14 protein-coding genes are annotated in these 18,226 nt (G+C 72.5%); 6 read left to right on the top strand and 8 right to left on the bottom strand.

Annotated features, from left to right (window positions below):
- Positions 1 to 43 precede the first annotated feature (43 nt).
- From ACFY30_RS13360 to ACFY30_RS13345, 4 genes are all read right to left on the bottom strand, one after another.
- A complete protein-coding gene (locus ACFY30_RS13360) occupies positions 44 to 2,083 on the bottom strand; it encodes an NAD(+) synthase (RefSeq protein WP_390845333.1) in 2,040 nt (679 codons plus the stop codon).
- Between the two features lie 116 nt (positions 2,084 to 2,199).
- Positions 2,200 to 4,140 carry a protease pro-enzyme activation domain-containing protein gene (locus ACFY30_RS13355; RefSeq protein WP_390845332.1) on the bottom strand — a complete coding sequence of 647 codons (1,941 nt, stop codon included), beginning with the start codon at positions 4,138 to 4,140 and terminating at the stop codon, positions 2,200 to 2,202.
- A gap of 184 nt (positions 4,141 to 4,324) precedes the next feature.
- Entirely contained in the window at positions 4,325 to 4,945 is a 621-nt protein-coding gene (locus tag ACFY30_RS13350; RefSeq protein ID WP_390845331.1) for a DUF305 domain-containing protein, read from the bottom strand.
- Positions 4,942 to 5,613 carry a DUF3105 domain-containing protein gene (locus ACFY30_RS13345; RefSeq protein WP_390845330.1) on the bottom strand — a complete coding sequence of 224 codons (672 nt, stop codon included), beginning with the start codon at positions 5,611 to 5,613 and terminating at the stop codon, positions 4,942 to 4,944. Before ACFY30_RS13345 ends, ACFY30_RS13350 begins: the two co-directional genes overlap by 4 nt.
- A 155-nt stretch (positions 5,614 to 5,768) precedes the next feature.
- Between ACFY30_RS13345 and ACFY30_RS13340 the strand changes: the two genes are divergently transcribed.
- Both ACFY30_RS13340 and ACFY30_RS13335 read left to right on the top strand, forming a co-directional pair.
- Entirely contained in the window at positions 5,769 to 6,203 is a 435-nt protein-coding gene (locus tag ACFY30_RS13340) for an Rrf2 family transcriptional regulator (RefSeq protein ID WP_390845329.1), read from the top strand.
- A gap of 31 nt (positions 6,204 to 6,234) precedes the next feature.
- Positions 6,235 to 6,753: a hypothetical protein gene (locus tag ACFY30_RS13335; protein WP_390845328.1), complete on the top strand. Its 519-nt coding sequence runs from the start codon at positions 6,235 to 6,237 to the stop codon at positions 6,751 to 6,753.
- Positions 6,754 to 6,755: 2 nt separating this feature from the next.
- On the opposite strand, the gene ACFY30_RS13330 is transcribed toward ACFY30_RS13335, so the two are convergent.
- Positions 6,756 to 7,331, bottom strand: a complete 576-nt coding sequence (locus ACFY30_RS13330; RefSeq protein ID WP_390845327.1) for a GNAT family N-acetyltransferase — start codon at positions 7,329 to 7,331, stop codon at positions 6,756 to 6,758.
- 25 nt (positions 7,332 to 7,356) lie between these two features.
- Complete coding sequence (locus ACFY30_RS13325; protein ID WP_390845326.1) at positions 7,357 to 8,547, bottom strand: globin domain-containing protein; 1,191 nt, start codon at positions 8,545 to 8,547, stop codon at positions 7,357 to 7,359.
- A gap of 318 nt (positions 8,548 to 8,865) precedes the next feature.
- On the opposite strand from ACFY30_RS13325, the gene glnA reads away from it, so the two are divergent.
- Complete coding sequence (glnA, locus tag ACFY30_RS13320) at positions 8,866 to 10,227, top strand: type I glutamate--ammonia ligase (RefSeq protein WP_390655696.1); 1,362 nt, start codon at positions 8,866 to 8,868, stop codon at positions 10,225 to 10,227.
- Between the two features lie 121 nt (positions 10,228 to 10,348).
- Here the strand turns inward: glnA and ACFY30_RS13315 are convergent, their stop codons facing one another.
- Positions 10,349 to 10,780 (bottom strand): VOC family protein, encoded by a 432-nt coding sequence (locus ACFY30_RS13315; RefSeq protein WP_390845325.1) that lies wholly within the window; start codon positions 10,778 to 10,780, stop codon positions 10,349 to 10,351.
- A gap of 146 nt (positions 10,781 to 10,926) precedes the next feature.
- Here ACFY30_RS13315 and ACFY30_RS13310 point away from each other — a divergent pair, with 146 nt between their 5' ends.
- The gene (locus tag ACFY30_RS13310) at positions 10,927 to 13,926 is read left to right on the top strand and encodes a bifunctional [glutamine synthetase] adenylyltransferase/[glutamine synthetase]-adenylyl-L-tyrosine phosphorylase (protein WP_390845324.1); all 3,000 of its coding nucleotides are present in this window, start codon (positions 10,927 to 10,929) and stop codon (positions 13,924 to 13,926) included.
- 291 nt (positions 13,927 to 14,217) lie between these two features.
- On the opposite strand, the gene ACFY30_RS13305 is transcribed toward ACFY30_RS13310, so the two are convergent.
- Complete coding sequence (locus ACFY30_RS13305; protein ID WP_390845323.1) at positions 14,218 to 14,829, bottom strand: TetR/AcrR family transcriptional regulator; 612 nt, start codon at positions 14,827 to 14,829, stop codon at positions 14,218 to 14,220.
- A 188-nt stretch (positions 14,830 to 15,017) separates the two neighbouring features.
- Here ACFY30_RS13305 and ACFY30_RS13300 point away from each other — a divergent pair, with 188 nt between their 5' ends.
- Entirely contained in the window at positions 15,018 to 16,538 is a 1,521-nt protein-coding gene (locus ACFY30_RS13300; protein ID WP_390845322.1) for an APC family permease, read from the top strand.
- Positions 16,539 to 16,564: 26 nt separating this feature from the next.
- Positions 16,565 to 18,127: an amidohydrolase gene (locus ACFY30_RS13295; RefSeq protein ID WP_390845321.1), complete on the top strand. Its 1,563-nt coding sequence runs from the start codon at positions 16,565 to 16,567 to the stop codon at positions 18,125 to 18,127.
- The last annotated feature ends 99 nt before the right edge of the window (positions 18,128 to 18,226 follow it).

Genomic DNA, 18,226 nt, shown 5'->3' with positions numbered 1-18,226 from the left:
CGCTCAGCGGGGCCCTCCCGACCCACCGAGGCGGGCGGGTCGGCTATGCGTCGAAGCGGGCGAGATCGCGCAGCCAGGCCCGGGCCGAACTGTCGGACGGCGCCCGCCAGTCGCCGCGCGGCGAGAGCGAACCTCCCGCCGAGACCTTCGGCCCGTTGGGCATGGCCGAGCGCTTGAACTGCGCGAACGCGAAGAAGCGCCGGCAGAAGACCTCCAGCCACCGCCGGATCTCCGGCAGGTCGTACGCCACCCGCTTGGCCTCGGGGAAGTTCGGCGGCCAGGCGCCGGCCTCCGGGTCGTGCCAGGCGTGCCAGGCCAGGAAGGCGATCTTCGACGGCCGGAAGCCGTACCGCAGCACGTGGAAGAGCGTGAAGTCGTGCAGCGCGTACGGGCCGATCTTGGACTCGGTGGACTGCAACTCCTCGCCCGGGACCAGCTCCGGGCTGATCTCGGTGTCGAGGATCGCGGCGAGCGTCCGGCCGGTCTCCTCGTCGAACTGGCCGCTGCTGATGACCCAGCGGATCAGATGCTGGATCAGCGTCTTCGGCACACCCGAGTTGACGTTGTAGTGGCTCATCTGGTCGCCCACGCCGTACGTGGACCAGCCGAGCGCCAGCTCCGACAGGTCACCGGTGCCCAGCACGATGCCGCCGCGCTGGTTGGCGAGCCGGAACAGGTAGTCGGTGCGCAGCCCGGCCTGCACGTTCTCGAAGGTGACGTCGTACACCGGCTCGCCGGAGGCGAACGGGTGGCCCATCTCCCGCAGCATCAGCCGCGCCGTCGGCGTGATGTCCAGCTCGGCGGCGGTGACGCCGAGCGAGTTCATCAGCTTGTGGGCGTTGTCCTTGGTGTGGTCGCTGGTGGCGAAGCCGGGCAGCGTGAAGGCCAGGATGTCGCTGCGCGGGCGGCCCGCGCGGTCCATCGCGCGGGCGGCGACGATCAGCGCGTGCGTGGAGTCGAGGCCGCCGGACACACCGATGACCACCTTCGGGCCGCCGATCGCCGCCAGTCGCTGCTGAAGGCCCGCGACCTGGATGTTGTACGCCTCGAAGCAGTCCAGGGCGAGGCGGTCGGCGTCGGCCGGCACGAACGGGAAGCGCTCCAGGCGACGGCGCAGCCCCAGGTCGGTGAGCGGCGGATCGAGGGTGAACGTGACCGTCCGGAAATCACCGGTGCGCGCGTGGTGCGTACGGCGGTTGTCGTCGAACGTGCCCATCCGCTGCCGCTCCTGCCGCAGCAGGTCGAGGTCCACGTCGGCCACCGCGTGGCTGTCGCCGAGCGGGAACCGCTCGGTCTCCGCCAGCAGCACCCCGTTCTCGTAGACCATGGCCTGGCCGTCCCAGGACAGGTCGGTGGTCGACTCGCCCAGTCCGGCCGCCGCGTAGACGTACGCCGCGAGGCAGCGCGAGGACGCCGAACGGCACAGCAGCTTGCGGTCCTCGGCCCGCCCGACCGTGATCGGGCTGCCCGAGAGATTGACGAGGACGCTCGCACCGGCGAGGGCCGCCTCCGCGCTGGGCGGCACCGGCACCCACATGTCCTCGCAGATCTCCGCGTGCAGCACGAGACCGGGAACGTCCTGCGCATCGAACAGCAGGTCCACGCCGAACGGTACGGCCTCGCCGCCGACGCGGATCGACCCGCCGCGCTCGTCGGCGCCGTCGCCGATCTGCCGGCGCTCGTAGAACTCCCGGTAGTTCGGCGGGTACGACTTGGGCACCACCCCGAGGACACGGCCGCGGTGCACGACCACCGCGCAGTTGTAGACCCGGTTGCGGTGGCGCAGCGGGGCACCGACGACGAGAACCGGCAGCAGATCCGCCGAGCCGGCGACCACCTCCCGGAGGGCCTCCTCGACCTGGTCGAGGACCGCGTCCTGCAGCAGCAGGTCCTCGATCGAGTAGCCGCACAGCACCATCTCGGGGAAGACGGCGACGGCGACCCCCTCCTCGGCGCACCGGCGCGCGTGGCGCAGGACCGATTCGGCGTTGGCATGCGGGTCCGCGATGACGGTGTGGCCCGTACATGCGGCGACGCGTGCGAAGCCGTGCTGATAGATCGACCAGAAGTTCAACGGAGGCACGGGGGCAGTGTAATCGTCAGAGCGACACGATCGGGTGGCGCGGGGTGTCTCCACGGGGTGAAGGGGCGTGGGGTGTGTCCACCCCACGCCCCTTCGAGGTACCGTCGCCGGCGTTCTCAGCGGCCCTTGTACGACTCCACGTAACCGTTCGCGGGCGTGCCCACGCCGGTGACGTCGTCGTAGCCCTTGACCGCGGACAGCGAGCTGTCCCTGCCGAGGCTGCGGACGGAGGTCAGCAGACCGTCGGCGGCGTCGTAGCCGTTGGCGAAGTCGACGCGCGCCACGGCGAGCCCGGACCCCGTGGGGTTGTCCGTGACGTCGTGGTAGACCCGCGAGCCGTACTTGGAGTAGATCGACGGGTTGGCGAAACCGATCGCCCTGCCGCCGCGCGCCTCCTGCGCCAGGGCCTGGACGGCCGCGATCACCGGCGCGGCCAGCGAGGTGCCGCCGATGCGGTACTCGCTGTACTGCTCGGACCCGTCCGGGAAGGTCTGGGTCTGGCCGACCTTGAAACCGGTGTTCGGGTCGGCGATCGCCGCGATGTCCGGGACGACCCGGTTGCCGGCCGCGTTGTTGGCCGTGGCCAGCGCGTTCGGGACGACGCCCTTCTGGTAGTACGGCTCGGCGACGGTCTTGCTGGTGCCGCCGCCCGCACCCGAGGTGAAGGCGCCGGGGAAGCCGGTCCAGCTCTTGCCGTCGTCGGACAGCATGGCCTTCTCGGTGCCCCAGCCGGTCTCCCACAGGTACTTGTCGCCCTTGCCGACCGCCAGCGAGGTGCCGCCGACGGCCGTCACCCACGCCGAGTTGGCCGGCGTGTCGACCTGCTTCACACCCGTGTTGGCGACCTCGTCGCCGTTGTCGCCCGAGGAGAAGTAGAAGCCGATGCCCTCGACCGCGCCGAACTGGAAGACCTGGTCGTAGGCGGCCGCCAGGTCCGGCGTCTGGTTGGCCTCGATGTCGCCCCAGGAGTTGGAGACGATGTCGGCCAGGTGGTTGTCGACGATCTTGCCGAGCGAGTCGAGCAGGTCGTCGTCGTAGCAGGACGAGGCGCCCACGTACGTGACGCTCGCGGCCGGCGCGACCGCGTGCACGGCCTCGACGTCGAGGGTCTCCTCGCCGTACCAGCCGGCCGCCCCGCACTCCTCGGTCTTGGTGTAGTTCTTCGGCAGGACCTGGGTCAGCTGGCCCGTCTTCCAGGCCGCGTCGCCGTGCGCCTTCGCGTAGGTGGCGGCGTCGTAGGCGATGGTCGGGGAGGCGTACGCGTCGGTGATGGCGATGCGCACCCCCTGGCCCGTGTGGGTGCCCGCGCCGTAGGCGGCCCGCAACTGCTTGCCGGTGTACCCCTGGACGGCGTACGGGATCTTCGTGCCGTACGCGTCCGGGAGCGTGCTCGCGAGGGTCGAGCCGTAGTACGAGGAGAACGGCCCGGAGTTCTTGAACACCGCGTCCGGCGGCGGGAGCTGGTCCTTGGAACTGGCCTTGTGCGGCGCGTTGTCCAGGCCGGTGACGGTCAGGACGGCGCCGCCCAGGCTCTCGGGCGCCGAGGCCGCCTTCGACGGCGCGCGGTACGTCCTGCCGCCCTTGGCGTAGTTGTGCAGCTGGGTGCCGAACGCCTTCTCGGCGGCGGCCACGTCACCGCTGACGGAGACGTAGTGCCGCGTGGTGCCCGTGACCTTCAGACCGGCCGCCGTCAGCCACGCCTTGACCGCCGCGACCTGCGCCTTGGTCGCGCCGAAGCGGGCCTGCGCCTGCCGGGCGGAGAGGTACTCGCCGTAGGCGGCGGAGGACGGGTCGGACACCGCCTTCGCGTACGCGGCGAGGCCGTCGGCGTCCCGCCCCGCGAGATACACGCGGGCAAGGACCCGGGCGCTGTCCGAGGTCGCGCCCTTGTCCGCCTTGGCCGTCGCCCACGCGGGCTTGGTCCCGGCCAGCGTGTCACGGGCCGGACCGTCCGCGGCGTGCGCCGCGGGTATGCCGAGCGCCAGCGCGCCGGCGATCATGGGCAGTGTCGCTGCCATGCTCACCCCGGCGCGCAGCGCGGCACGGTTGGATCTCATCGGACCCCCTGTATGTGGTTCGACGCGAGTGGATCACTCGACGTGGGGGCCACTCTGGCGATGAACCGTTCATGCCAGGGGAATGCGAACACCAAGAAGCGGCCAAGTGACCGCTTCCTGGGCTGATTTGACGGATACGTCCGTGAAATCGAGGGAAAACCCTGGGGACGGGCCGCGGGGTGGGCTACGGCTTGGCTCCCCGCGCCGTCAGCAGGTCCGTCATCAGGTCGATCTCCGACTGCTGCGCCTCGACCATGCCCCGCGCGAGCCGCTTCTCCACCGTGACCGTGCACTTCGCCACACAGCCCTCGGCCATGTGGATGCCGCCCTTGTGATGGGCGGTCATGAGCCGGAGATAGAACACCTCGGCCTGCTCGCCGTCGAGGGTGCCGAGCTTCTCCAGTTCGGCGTCGGTGGCCATGCCGGGCATCAGCGCGCCGTCCTCGCCGTCGCTCATGCCGCCCATGCCCATCCAGCTCATGGGCGCGTCGGAGGACACCTTGGGCAGTCCCCACAGATCGAGCCAGCCCAGGAGCATTCCGCGCTGGTTGGCCTGCGTCTGGGCGATGTCGTAGGCGAGCCGGCGCACCTCCTCGTCGTCCGTCCGGTCCCGCACGATGTACGACATCTCGACGGCCTGCTGGTGGTGGACGGCCATGTCCCGGGCGAACCCGGCGTCCGCGGAGTCCGCGGCGGGGGTCGCGGTGTCCGGCCCGCCGTCCTCGGCGACGGCGTAGGTGAGCGCACCGACCGCGACGAGGAACGCCGCCGCGGCCCCCGCGATCAGGGCGGCGTGCTTCCTCACTTCATCGTCCCGCCGGTGCACGAGGCGCCGGGCTCGGGTGTCTGCTCACCCTGCACGAACTCCTCGAGGAACGCGTCCACGTTCGGGTCGTCGGCGCCCGTCACCGTCCGCTGCTTGCCCCACGCCGTGAGCATGATCGGGTCGGCCTGCTCGTCGTCCGGGCTCATCAGCGTGTACGGCGTCTTCTTCACCTTCGCCGCGAGCGCCTCGACGTCGGCCTTGCCGGCCTTGCTGTTGTACGTCACCCAGACCGCGCCGTGCTCCAGCGAGTGCACGGCGTTCATGTTGTTGACCGGCTCGGTGTACACGTCGCCGTTGCAGTTCAGCCAGACCGGGTCGTGGTTGCCGCCGACCGGGGGCTCCATCGGGTACTTCACGGTCTTGGCGACATGGGTGCGCCCCAGCGTGCCCTTCCAGGTCCTCACGCCGTCCGAGCCGGTGACCCAGTGCCCGGAGGACTTGGAGTCGGAGGCGGTGACGGAGGAGCCGTCGTCCCCCGACTGCGACTTCACGACGAACACCCCGCCCGCGACGAGCGCGGCGACGGCGACGGCGCTGCCGGTGATCACGAGGAACCGGCTGCGCCGCTCGCGGGCCAGCTGAGCCCGCCGCATCTGCTCTATGCGCGCCTTGCGTTCGGCACTGCTGGTCTGGTTGGCGGAACCCATGAGCCTGTCCTTCTGGGGGAAAGGGGCGGGACGGTCGGGCGGTGCGAGTGCGCTGATCGTAATGGGGGAGAGGGGGTCCGGCGTAGACAGGTCACAGCCAGGCCGGCCCCGGCCGATAATTTGAAGGACAGATGCGTATTATCTACGCTTCCCCCATGCGCCTCCTGCGATCCACCGACCTGGCCCTGCGCTTCCTCATGCGCCTCGCGGTCGCGGGAGAGACCACCCCCACGACACGCGAGGTGGCGGCCTCGATGGAGGTCCCCTACACCCACGCGGCCAAGGTCGTGGCCGAACTCCAGCACCTCGGCCTCCTGGAGGCCCGCCGGGGCCGGGGCGGCGGCCTGTCCCTGACCGAGAAGGGCCGCAAGGCGTCGGTGGGCGGCCTGGTCCGCACCTTCGAGGGCGAGGGGGACGTGGTCGAATGCGAGGGGGCCACGCCCTGCCCCCTGAACGCGGCCTGCCGGCTGCGCGGCGCCCTGCGCCGCGCCCAGGAGGCGTTCTTCGCGTCCCTGGACCCGATCAAGATCGAGGACATCGTGGCGGACCCGACGGGACCGGTGCTGCTGGGGATCTCCAGGCGGGTGTGACCGGCTCCGGCAGGCCGATGTCGGGCGGCCCGTGCGTTCACTGATCGCCGCCCTGCGCGAGGACGAGCACACGGCCCGGCACCTCGCCCGGCCGTGCGGCTTCGAGCCGGACCGCGGTGACGAGCCGGAGGAGCTCAGGCTCACCTCGGGGACCACGCTGGAACGGCCGGCGGGCAGCGGCGCGGGGGACACCTGCTTCTTCTGCGGCGAGGGCGGCGAGGAACGCCCGGTCCTGTTCGAGGACCTGGACGGCCGCGCCGCACTCGTCGCGATCGGCCTGCCGGAGCTCCTGCGACTCCTCCTGGTGGTCCCGTGGTGGCGCGACTGCACGGCGTTCACCGTCGAACAGAGCCGGGCACCGGGCGCCGAGTACCTGGCGGACCTGCCCGGCCTCCCGGCCGACCGCGCCGCCGCGGCCCTCGGCCTCGACCTGCCGGACGAGGCGACCGCGCTGAACCGGCTGCGGGAGGTCGCGCTCGGCCCCGGGAAGGACCACGTCCTGGTCTCGGGACCCGAGGGCGACCCGTACGAGCCGTTGTTCGAGGCCTGAGATCAGTCCCCGTCCGCGTCCACGTAACCCAGGTGCCGGTTCATCCGGATGGCGGCCGTGTTGGCCGGGTGGTGGAAGGTGCGGACCCGGCGGACGCCGCACAGGGCGGCGAACCCGATGCCGTACGTCTTCATCGCGATCGCGAGGCCGCGGCCTCGGCGGCCGGCCCTGACGCCGGTCATCTCGTTGAAGACGAAGCCCTCGGCACGGTGGTCCGAGGACGCGGCCAGGCCGCACCAGGTGTCGCCGTCGAGCGCGAGCACGATGCCGCGCGGATCGTAGGAGGGGACCTCCAGGCGGAGGCGGACGTACTCCTCGTAGGTGTGGAACGCGCCGCGCTCCGGGATGTCGGCCGAGCACTCCTTGTTGAGTTCGTAGAGCGCGCGCCGGTGCCGGGGGGTGTCGCCGAGCTCGGCGAGGGTGGTCAGGCGCAGCCCGGCGTCCCGGCAGCGCCGCACGTACGGCTCGAAGCGCGCGGTGTCGAAGGCGGTCACGTCGAGTTCGAGCCTGACCCAGTCGATGGTCACGGTGGGGATCCTCCAGGAGGTGAAGCGGGACGGGCCTCTCGGGTCGAGCATCCCCGGACCGTGAGCATCGATGCCGTCAGGCCGCCGCCAGCCAGAGGTCCGGGCCGAACACCTCGTAGTGGATGTCGGCCGGGGCCACGCCCTTCTCGATCAGCTGCCCCCGCACCGCCCGCATGAACGGCAGCGGGCCGCACAGGTACGCGCGCGTGCCCGTGGGGACGGAGACGTCCGTGAGGTCGGCCAGGCCCGTCGCGGTGCCCTCCGGCGCCTCCCGCTCGTACCAGAGGTGCACGGACGCCTCCGGGAGCTTCGCCGCGTACGCCTCGTGGTCGGCGCGCAGTGCGTGGGCCGCGGGGGAGCGGTCGGCGTGGACGACCGTGACCGGGGCCCGGTGGCCCGTCGCCGCCAGGTGCGCCAGCATCGCGACCATCGGGGTCACGCCGATCCCGGCCGAGGCCAGCAGCAGGGGGGTGTCCCGGGCGTCGTCGAGGACCAGGTCGCCGTACGGCTCGGACAGCTCCAGCACGTCGCCCTCGTGCACGTGCGCGTGGAGGTGGTTGGAGACCTCGCCGTCCGGGGCCGTCCCGTCCCCGGGGACCCGCTTGACGCTGATCTGGCGTACGGCGGAGTCCGGGGCGCCCGAGAGGCTGTACTGGCGTATCTGGCGGGCGCCGTCGGGGAGACCGACGCGGACGGAGACGTACTGGCCGGCGCGGAACTCCCGCACCTCTCCGGCGTCGAGCGGGCTCAGCCGGAGGGTGACGACGTCCTCGGTCTCCGGGAGGCGTTCCACGACCTTCCACCGCCGCCACTCGCCCGCGCCCCCGCGCTCCTCGTACAGCCGCCGCTCGATCGCGATCAGCGCGTTCGCCATCAGCCAGTAGACCTCGGTCCAGGCGGCGGCGACCTCGGGGGTGACCGCGTCGCCCAGGACGGCGGCGATGGCGCCGAAGAGGTGCTCGTACACCACCTCGTACTGCTCGGGCGCGATACCCAGGGAGGCGTGCTTGTGGGCGATGCGGGAAAGCATCGCGTCCGGGCGGGCGTCCGGGTGCTCCACGAGGTGGGTCGCGAAGGCGGCGATGGAACCGGCCAGGGCCTGGCGCTGGGTGCCCGCGGCCTGGTTGCCGCGGTTGAAGAGGTCGCGCAGGAGTTCGGGGTGGGCCGTGAACAGGTCGGCGTAGAAGCGTTCGGTGATCTCGCCGATCGCCGCGCCCACGGCGGGGAGCGTGGCGCGGACGGTGGCTGCGGACTGCTCGGACAGCATCGGGTCTCCTCAGGACTCGCCGGCGCTGCGGGCCGGCGTTCGGCTGGGCCGCACGCTAGTTAAACTTGCATCTGAGATGCAAATTAACGAGGTGGGAGGGACGGAGGGGGCCGGGCATTACGGATGTCAGTCCGAGCAGGCAAGATGGGCGGGAGAGCAGTACACCTGCCTGACGTGAGCGTTCAGGGCGGGGTCGCCCAGGCGATCATGGTCCGCAACGCGCACGAAATGGTGTTGTGGTGGGATGCTCGGGTGCCCGACCGCCTCTCGCGGGACGAGGGACAGGCGGCCTGACCAGCAAGGATGGGGAAGCGGAAGATGGACAAGCAGCAGGAGTTCGTGCTCCGGACCTTGGAGGAGCGCGACATCCGGTTCGTACGCCTGTGGTTCACGGACGTGCTGGGCTTCCTCAAGTCCGTCGCCGTGGCCCCGGCCGAGCTCGAGCAGGCGTTCGACGAGGGGATCGGCTTCGACGGCTCCGCGATCGAGGGCTTCGCCCGGGTCTACGAGTCCGACATGATCGCCAAGCCGGACCCGTCCACCTTCCAGGTCCTGCCCTGGCGCGCGGAGGCCCCCGGCACCGCCCGCATGTTCTGCGACATCCTCATGCCGGACGGCTCCCCGTCCTTCGCGGACCCGCGCTACGTGCTCAAGCGAGCCCTCGCCCGCGCCTCCGACCTGGGCTTCACCTTCTACACCCACCCGGAGATCGAGTTCTTCCTGCTGAAGGACAAGCCGGTCGACGGCTCCCGCCCGACCCCCGCCGACAACTCGGGTTACTTCGACCACACCCCGCAGAACGTGGGCATGGACTTCCGCCGCCAGGCGATCACCATGCTGGAGTCCATGGGCATCTCGGTCGAGTTCTCCCACCACGAGGGCGCCCCCGGCCAGCAGGAGATCGACCTCCGCTACGCCGACGCGCTCTCCACGGCCGACAACATCATGACCTTCCGCCTGGTCATGAAGCAGGTGGCGCTGGAGCAGGGCGTGCAGGCGACCTTCATGCCGAAGCCGTTCTCCGAGCACCCGGGCTCCGGCATGCACACCCACCTGTCCCTGTTCGAGGGTGACCGCAACGCGTTCTACGAGTCCGGCGCCGAGTACCAGCTCTCGAAGGTCGGCCGGTCCTTCATCGCCGGCCTGCTGAAGCACGCCGCCGAGATCGCCGCCGTCACCAACCAGTGGGTCAACTCCTACAAGCGCATCTGGGGCGGCACCGAGCGCACCGCGGGCGCCGGCGGCGAGGCCCCCTCGTACATCTGCTGGGGCCACAACAACCGCTCCGCCCTGGTCCGCGTCCCCATGTACAAGCCCGGCAAGACCGGCTCCGCCCGCATCGAGGTCCGCTCCCTCGACTCCGGCGCCAACCCCTACCTGGCCTACGCCATGCTCCTCGCCGCCGGCCTCAAGGGCGTCGAGGAGGGCTACGAGCTTCCGCCGGGCGCCGAGGACGACGTCTGGGCCCTCTCCGACGCGGAGCGACGCGCCATGGGCATCGAGCCGCTGCCCCAGAACCTGGGCGAGGCCCTGACCCTGATGGAACGCAGCGACCTCGTCGCCGAGACGCTCGGCGAGCACGTCTTCGACTTCTTCCTGCGCAACAAGAAGCAGGAGTGGGAGGAGTACCGCAGCGAGGTCACCGCCTTCGAACTGCGGAAGAACCTGCCGGTGCTGTAGGCCCGCGTTCGCCGGCGCGTCCTGGGGCGTGGAGGTGCGGCGGGCCTCCCCGGCGGGGGCTCGTCGCGCTCATGGGGCGGGGCCGCGTTCCGGCGGTCCCGCGAGCCTTCGGGGCGGCCGCTCAGCCGCCGGTGCCGGAGAGCACCTGGTGCAGGGGCTCGGTCAGTCTGCGGCGGTACTCCTGGATCGCCCAGCCGTTGCCGTCCGGGTCCGTGAAGTACATGAAGGTGGCGCCGTCCTGAGGGGCGAAGCGCTGGGGTTCGGTGACGTCCAGGCCGCGGGCGGTCAGTTCCCGGTACGCCGCGTCGGCGTCCGTGACGCAGAGCTGCAGGCCGTGGTAACTGCCGGGCAGAGGCGTGCCCGTGGGCACCTGGAGACCGCCGGCCAGGGCGATCGAACAGCCCGAACCGGGCGGAGTGAGCTGGACGATGCGTACGCCCTCCATGACCTCGCCGTCGAGGTCCACGTGGAAGCCGACCTTGTCCCGGTAGAACTCCTTGGCGCGGTCCACGTCGGACACCGGCAGCAGGATCACCTCTAGCGACATGTCCATGGCTTGACTCCTCGCCTCCCTCGGCCCACCGGCTCCGTCGCCGCGGCCGTTCCTGTTCCACGGAACCCGAAACCGGCACGGGGCGCCACCGAGGGGCGCGGGTTACGCTCGGGGGCGTACGACCTTGATCCGAGGGAGGGCCGGGGATGGCGCCGGGGCGCAGGAGCAGTACCTTCACTCGGCTGCTGCGGCACGGCTTCACGGACCCCTCCGCCGCCGAGCGGCTGCTGGACGGGCCCGAGCTGTCCCCGGTGCGCAGCGATCCGTTCCTGCTGGAGGCGTTGGGGGCGACGGCCGACCCGGATCTCGCGCTGCGCGGGCTCGTACGGCTGCTGGAGGCCCAGTCCGGGCCCACGGCCCGCCGGGGACTGCTCGACACCCTGATAGCGGCCAAGCCGTTGCGGGACCGGCTGCTGGGAGTGCTGGGAGCGTCCGCCGCCCTCGCCGACCACCTGGCCAGGCATCCACAGGACTGGGAGGCGCTGCTCACGTACGAGCCCAGGGATCTGCATCCCGGGGTGGAGGAGTTCGAACGGGGGCTCGCGGAGGCGGACGACCCGGTGTCCCTGCGGGTCGCCTACCGGCGGTGTCTGCTGTCGATCGCCGCGCGGGACGTGTGCGGGACGACCGATGTCGCTCAGACCGCGGCCGAGCTCGCCGACCTGGCCACGGCCACCCTGCGGGCCGCGCTCGGCATCGCGCGGGATGCCGCGCCCGAGGAGGCGGCCCTGTGCCGGCTCGCCGTCATCGCCATGGGGAAGTGCGGCGGCCACGAGCTGAACTACGTGTCCGACGTGGACGTCATCTTCGTGGGGGAGGCCGCCGACGGGGCCGACGAGGGCAAGGCGCTGCGGGCCGCCACCAAGCTCGCCTCCCACATGATGCGGATCTGCTCCGAGACGACCGTCGAGGGGACCATCTGGCCCGTCGACGCCAATCTGCGGCCCGAGGGGCGCAACGGGCCGCTCGTGCGGACGCTCAGCAGCCATCTCGCCTACTACCAGCGGTGGGCCAAGACCTGGGAGTTCCAGGCGCTGCTCAAGGCCCGGCCGGTGGCGGGGGATCTGGAGCTGGGGGCCGAGTACATCGCCGCCGTCGAGCCGATGGTGTGGAAGGCGGCCGAGCGGGAGAACTTCGTCGCCGACGTGCAGAAGATGCGGCGGAGGGTCGTCGAGAACATTCCGGCCGCCGAGGTCGAGCGTGAGCTGAAGCTCGGGCCCGGCGGGTTGCGGGACGTCGAGTTCGCCGTGCAGCTGCTGCAGTTGGTGCACGGGCGGTCCGACGCCTCGCTGAGGAGCGGGACGACTCTGGACGCCCTGCAGGCGTTGGCCGCGGGCGGGTATGTGGGGCGGGCCGACGCCGTCCAGCTCGACGACGCCTACCGGTTCCTGCGGTCCATGGAGCACCGGATCCAGCTCTACCGGCTGCGGCGGACCCATCTCGTCCCCGAACAGGAGGCTGACCAGCGGCGGCTCGGGCGGTCGCTGGGGCTGCGGGCCGATCCGGTCGGGGAACTGAACCGCGAGTGGAAGCGGCACGCGGCCGTGGTGCGGCGGCTGCACGAGAAGATCTTCTACCGGCCGCTGCTGGACGCGGTGGCCCAGCTCGCCACCGGAGAGGCCCGGTTGAGTCTGGCCGCGGCCCGGGAGCGGCTGGTGGCCCTGGGGTACGCGGATCCCGGTTCCGCGCTGAGGCATCTGGAGGCGCTCGCTTCGGGCGTCAGCCGGAAGGCCGCCATCCAGCGGACGCTCCTGCCGGTGCTGCTGGCGTGGTTCGCCGACTCCGCCGACCCGGACGCCGGGCTGCTCAACTTCCGCAAGGTGTCCGACGCGTTGGGGAAGACTCCGTGGTATCTGAGGCTGCTGAGGGACGAGGGGGCCGCGGCCGAGAACCTCGCCCGGGTGCTGTCCGCCGGGCGGCTCGCTCCCGATCTGCTGATGCGGGCGCCGGAGGCCGTCGCGCTGCTGGGCGACGGTGACGGCGACGGGGGCGGGCTCCAGCCGCGCGGGCGGGCGCACCTGGAGCAGGAGATCCTGGCCACGGTGGGGCGCGCGGAGAACGCCCAGCAGGCCGTCACCGCGGCGCGCGGGGTGCGGCGGCGGGAGCTGTTCCGTACGGCCGCGGGGGACATCGTCGGTTCGTACGGCACCGAGATGCAGCCGGCCGAGCCCGACCAGGGGGCGCTGGTGGACCGGGTGGGGGCCGCCGTCTCGGACCTGACGGCCGCCACCCTGGCCGGGACGTTGCGGGCCGTGGTGCGGGAGGGTTGGGGGGACAGTCTGCCGACCCGGTTCGCGGTCATCGGCATGGGGCGGTTCGGCGGGCACGAACTGGGCTACGGCTCGGACGCGGACGTCCTGTTCGTGCACGAGCCGCGGGAAGGCGTCGAGGAGCGGGAGGCCGGCGAGGCCGCCAACCGGGTCGTCGCCGAGATGCGGCGGCTGCTGCAGATCCCCAGTGCCGATCCGCCGTTGCTGGTCGACGCCGATCTGCGGCCCGAGGGGAAGTCCGGGCCGCTCGTACGGACGCTGAAGTCGTACGAGGCCTACTACCGGCGGTGGTCGCTGGTGTGGGAGTCGCAGGCGCTGCTGCGGGCCGAACCCGTGGCGGGGGACGAGGAGTTGGGGCGGCGGTTCATCGAGCTGATCGATCCGCTGCGGTATCCGGCGGACGGGCTCGGGGACGATGCCGTGCGGGAGATCCGGCGGCTGAAGGCCCGGATGGAGTCGGAGCGGATGCCCCGGGGGGCGGATCCGAAGCTGCACACCAAGCTGGGGCCGGGCGGGCTGTCCGACGTGGAGTGGACCGTGCAGTTGCTGCAGATGCGGCACGGGTGGGGGGAGCCGGGGCTGCGGACCACCCGGACCCGGGAGGCGCTGAGCGCGGCGCGTGCGGCCGGGGTCATCTCGCAGGAGGACGCGGAGATCCTCGACGAGGCGTGGGTGCTGGCCACGCGGGTGCGCAACGCCGTGATGCTGGTGCGGGGGCGGGCGGGGGACACGTTTCCCTCGGAGAGCCGGGAGCTCGCTGCTGTGGGGCGGTATCTGGGGTACGGGCCCGGGCGGGTGGGGGAGCTGCTGGACGGGTACCGGCGGACGGCTCGGCGGGCTCGGGGGGTTGTGGAGCAGTTGTTCTACGGGGGGTGAGGGGGGAGCTGCGCGGGGGCCTCGCCGTTGCGGCCGGGGGCGCTTGTGCGGGGGCCTGCCTCCGCGGGGCTGATGGCTGAGGGGGGCTTTGCGCCCGCCCGTGTGGGTGGGTCGGGGCCGTGGCGGTGCGGCGAGCCCGTCGCAGGGGGGCGCCTCTGCGCGCTGCCACAGTCCGACTTGGGTGCGACCGGCTGAGCGACGGGCTCGACGCACCGCCACGGCCCGCTCCCGCCGTCCTGCGGGTGCGGGCGGGCGGCGGGTGCGGGTGTGCGTGTCCGTGCGGGTTCGGGGCTATGCGGTAGTGGATTGCAGGGTTCTCGCGTGGTTCATCAGGCCTTGCAGGCCTGTTTCGAAGGCTCGGTCCGCCCTGTTCTCCGAGACCGCGGCCAGGGCTTCGGCCAGGTGGGGGGTGGGGGTGTCGTCCGTCAGTTCCCACATCGTCTCGGGGGCCGCGAGGTCCAGGGCCGAGCCCAGGACCAGGTTCTCCAGGGCGATGATCATCGGCATCACGTCGGCGGGGGCGAAACCCGCGTCCAGGAGGAGGGTCACCGCCCGTTCGTACTGTTCCAGGACGCGGGGGGCCCGTACGGGGGAGGTCATCAGGAGCGGGATCGTCCTCGGGTGCGCGGCGAACGCGGCCCGGTAGGACCGGGCCCAGGACTCCAGGGCCCGGTCCCAGGGGGTGAGGCCGAGGGTCTGCGGGTCGATCGCGGACGCGACCCGTTCGCGCAGGAGCTCCACTATGCCGTCGCGGCCGTCCACGTGGTGGTACACCGAGCCGGTCTGCACGCCGAGCCGTCTGGCGATCTGCGGCACGCTGAACTCTCCCTGCTCGTCGATGAGTTGCAGCGCGGTCGTGGTGATGCGCTCGCGGTCTAGGAGCGGTGTGCGCGGCCGTCCCATGTGTGCGTTCTCCCCGTGGATGGCGGACGAAGGTCGGTGAGGGGCTTCCCGGATGCCCAGGAGGAGGCTACATTGCCGAAACCGAAAGCCTTTAGATTTACGGGTCCGGGGCGCCCACCCCGCCTCGGGAACGCCGGTCATCCCGCACGCCCGGAACCCTCCCGTCCGCCGCGCTCGAAGGGCTTCCCATGTCCGTCACCACCCCCGAGAAGAGAACGCCGCCCGCCGCGGCGACCCTCCGCTCCGGCTCACTCGGCACCGCCGACATCGCCTTCTTCGTCGTCTCCGCCGCCGCCCCGCTCACCGTCATGGCGGGCGTCGCCCCGCTCGCGATCCTGCTCGGCGGCATCGGCGCCCCGGCCGGCTACCTCATCGCCGGTCTCACCCTCGCCGTCTTCGCCGTCGGCTTCACCACCATGAGCCGGCACGTGCGCAGCGGCGGCGCCTTCTACGCGTACATCACCCGGGGGCTCGGGCGTCCGGTCGGCATCGGTGCCGCGCTGCTCGCCCTCATCGGCTACAACGGCATGGAGACCGGCGTCTACGGCCTCCTCGGCAGCGCCGGTCACGACACCGCACGGGCCCTCTTCGGCACCGACGTGCCCTGGCTGCCGATCGCCCTCGCCGGGCTGCTGGTCATCGGCTACGGCGGCTACCGCTCCATCGACTTCGGCGCCAAGGTGCTGGGGGTGCTGCTCGCCGCGGAGACCGGGATCCTGCTGCTGCTCGCCGGCGGTGTGCTGGTCAAGGGGGGCGCGCACGGGTTCTCGGGGGCGTCCTTCGCGCCGGGCAACGTGCTCGTGCCGGGTACGGCCGTCGTCCTCGCCTTCGCCTTCGCCGCCTTCACCGGGTTCGAGTCGACCGTCATCTACCGGCGCGAGGCCCGCCACCCCGAGCGGACGGTGCCGCGCGCGACGTACGCGGCCATCGGGTTCCTCGGGCTCTTCTACGCCTTCATCGTGTGGATCACCATCCAGGCCTTCGGCGACCGCGACGTGATCGCGGCCGCCGCCAAGGACCCCGGCGGGCTCTTCTTCTCCGCCATCACCACCTACGTGGGCGGCTGGGCGGCCGACCTGATGCACGTCTTCATCGTCACCAGCGTCATCGCCTCCCTGCTCGCCTTCCACAACGCCATCAACCGGTACGTCCTCGCGCTCGCCGAGGAGGGAGTGCTGCCCGCCGCCCTCGGCCGCATCCACCCCCGGCACCGCTCCCCGTACGTCGCCGGCGTCGCACAGACCGTCCTCGGCGCGGTCGTCGTGATCGCGTTCTGGGCGGCGGGTGCCGACCCGTACGGGCAGCTGCTGCTGTGGGTCAACACCCCGGGCATGATCGGACTGTTCGTGCTCCAGCTGCTCGCCGCGATCGCCGTCCCCTGCTACTTCCGCCGGGTGCGGCACCAGGAGGGCGTGCTGCGGACGGTGGTCGCGCCGGTCGTCGCCGCCGTGCTGCTCGCCACCGCCATAGGGCTCGTGATCACTCACATCGACCTGTTCACCGGCGCCTCCGACACCGTGAACACCGTGCTGGTCGTCCTGGCGCCCGCCGTCTTCGCCGGGGGTCTCGGCCTCGCGTGGTGGCTGCGCCGCGCGCGGCCCCGGGTGTACGCCGCCTTCGCCGCCGAGCCGGCCGAGCCCGGTGAACCCGTCCAGCCCGGTGAGCCCGCCGTGCCCGTCGAGTCCGCACCGCTCGCCGAACAGCCCTGAGCCCGCAGACAAAGGGAGTCACCCGCATGACCGACCTGATCCTCGCCGGTGCCAAGGTCCGCACCCTCGACCCCGCCCGGCCCCACGCCACCGCCGTCGCCGTCCGCGACGGGCTGATCGCCGCGGTCGGCGACGAGAGCGACGTACGCGACTGGCGCGGGCCGGGCACCGAGGTCGTCCCCCTGGAGGGTGCGCACCTCGTGCCCGGGCTGGTGGACGCGCACAGCCACCCCGTGTGGGGGCTGGACATGGCGACCGGCGTGGATCTGTCGGGGGTGACCGGTCTGGCGGGGCTGCGGGCCGCCCTGGCCGGTGCCGAGCGGATCGACGGGTGGGTGGTCGGCTTCGGGCTGGACCACAACGCCTTCGACGGGCGGCCCGTCGACCGCGCGCTCGTCGAGGACGTCCTCGGCGGGGCCCCGGCCTTCGTACGGCTCTACGACGGCCACTCCGCGCTGGTCAGCGGCGCGGCGCTCGCCGCGGCCGGGGTGACGGGGCCACGGGAGTTCGCCCAGCGGTCGGAGATCGTGTGCGACGCAGGCGGCCGGCCCACCGGGCATCTCGTCGAGCACGCGGCGATGGAACTGGTGGCGGAGGTGATGCCCCGGCCGTCCCGCGCGGCCCGGCGGGAACGGCTGGCCGGGCTGCTCGCCGCGATGGCCGCGACCGGGCTGACCGGGGCGCACGTCATGGACGCCGGTGACCCGGAGCTGGTCGCGTCGGTGGCGGGGGAGACCGTGCTGCCGGTGCGGCTGCGGTTCGCGCCCTGGTGCATGCCGGGGATCGACCGGGCCGGACTCGGGGAGCTGGTCGCCGGGCAGGGGCGGGGCGGACGGCACTGGGTGGTCGACGGGGTCAAGTTCTTCATGGACGGGACCGTCGAGGGCGGTACCGCCTGGCTGGAGCACGCGGACTGTCACGGTCAGGGGACGGAGGCGTTCTGGCCGGACCCGCACGCGTACGCCGCCGCCGTACGGCAGCTGCACGCAGCCGGGGTGCGCACGGCCACGCACGCCATCGGGGACGCGGCCGTACGGTACGTCCTCGACGTGGTGGCGGGCCTCGGGGAGGGTGCCCGGGGGCGGCACCGGATCGAGCACATCGAGACCGCGCCCGACGCGCTGCTGCCGAGGTTCGCCGAGCTGGGGGTGGCCGCGTCGATGCAGCCGCCGCACACCGCGTACACCCGGGCCGACGGCACCGACGAGTGGTCGCGGCGGCTGGGCGCCGGCCGGGCCGGGCACGCCTGGCGGCTGCGGGATCTGCGGGACGCGGGCGCGACGGTCGCCCTCGGCTCGGACTGGCCCATCGCCCCCTACGACGTCCGGGCGGTCCTGGCCACGGCGCGTGCGCCGCGGGGCGCCGCCGCGGGCAGGGCGGGACTCACCGGGCTGGAGGCGCTGGAGGGGTGTACGACCCATGCGGCGCGGGCGGCGGGAGAGGCCGGCCAAGCGGGACGCATCGCCGTCGGCCTGCGGGCCGACCTCACCGCGCTCGGCCTGGACCCGGTGGAGGCCCCGGCGGACGAAGTCGCCGAGGCGCCGGTACGGCTGACGGTGACCGGCGGCCACGTGGTCCACCGGGGGTGACCGCCGCAGCCGGCCGCCGGGTCCACCGGGGGTGACCCCGCGGGCGGCCGCCGGGTCCACCGGGGGTGACCCCGCGGGCGGCAGCCGGGACCACCGGGG

It is taken from the genome of Streptomyces sp. NPDC000345, from assembly GCF_042898825.1.
In the GTDB taxonomy this organism is placed as follows: Bacteria; Actinomycetota; Actinomycetes; order Streptomycetales; family Streptomycetaceae; genus Streptomyces.
Note: the sequence above shows the minus strand (reverse complement) of the source record. Positions and strands in the feature narration are given on the sequence as shown.

Coding starts and splice junctions, on each gene's coding strand:
- ACFY30_RS13340 (WP_390845329.1), top strand. CDS start 5,769: ATGCGCCTCCTGCGATCCACCGACCTGGCCCTGCGCTTCCTCATGCGC.
- ACFY30_RS13315 (WP_390845325.1), bottom strand. CDS start 10,780: ATGGACATGTCGCTAGAGGTGATCCTGCTGCCGGTGTCCGACGTGGAC.
- ACFY30_RS13330 (WP_390845327.1), bottom strand. CDS start 7,331: ATGCTCGACCCGAGAGGCCCGTCCCGCTTCACCTCCTGGAGGATCCCC.
- glnA (WP_390655696.1), top strand. CDS start 8,866: ATGGACAAGCAGCAGGAGTTCGTGCTCCGGACCTTGGAGGAGCGCGAC.
- ACFY30_RS13300 (WP_390845322.1), top strand. CDS start 15,018: ATGTCCGTCACCACCCCCGAGAAGAGAACGCCGCCCGCCGCGGCGACC.
- ACFY30_RS13295 (WP_390845321.1), top strand. CDS start 16,565: ATGACCGACCTGATCCTCGCCGGTGCCAAGGTCCGCACCCTCGACCCC.
- ACFY30_RS13325 (WP_390845326.1), bottom strand. CDS start 8,547: ATGCTGTCCGAGCAGTCCGCAGCCACCGTCCGCGCCACGCTCCCCGCC.
- ACFY30_RS13310 (WP_390845324.1), top strand. CDS start 10,927: ATGGCGCCGGGGCGCAGGAGCAGTACCTTCACTCGGCTGCTGCGGCAC.
- ACFY30_RS13345 (WP_390845330.1), bottom strand. CDS start 5,613: ATGGGTTCCGCCAACCAGACCAGCAGTGCCGAACGCAAGGCGCGCATA.
- ACFY30_RS13305 (WP_390845323.1), bottom strand. CDS start 14,829: ATGGGACGGCCGCGCACACCGCTCCTAGACCGCGAGCGCATCACCACG.
- ACFY30_RS13355 (WP_390845332.1), bottom strand. CDS start 4,140: ATGAGATCCAACCGTGCCGCGCTGCGCGCCGGGGTGAGCATGGCAGCG.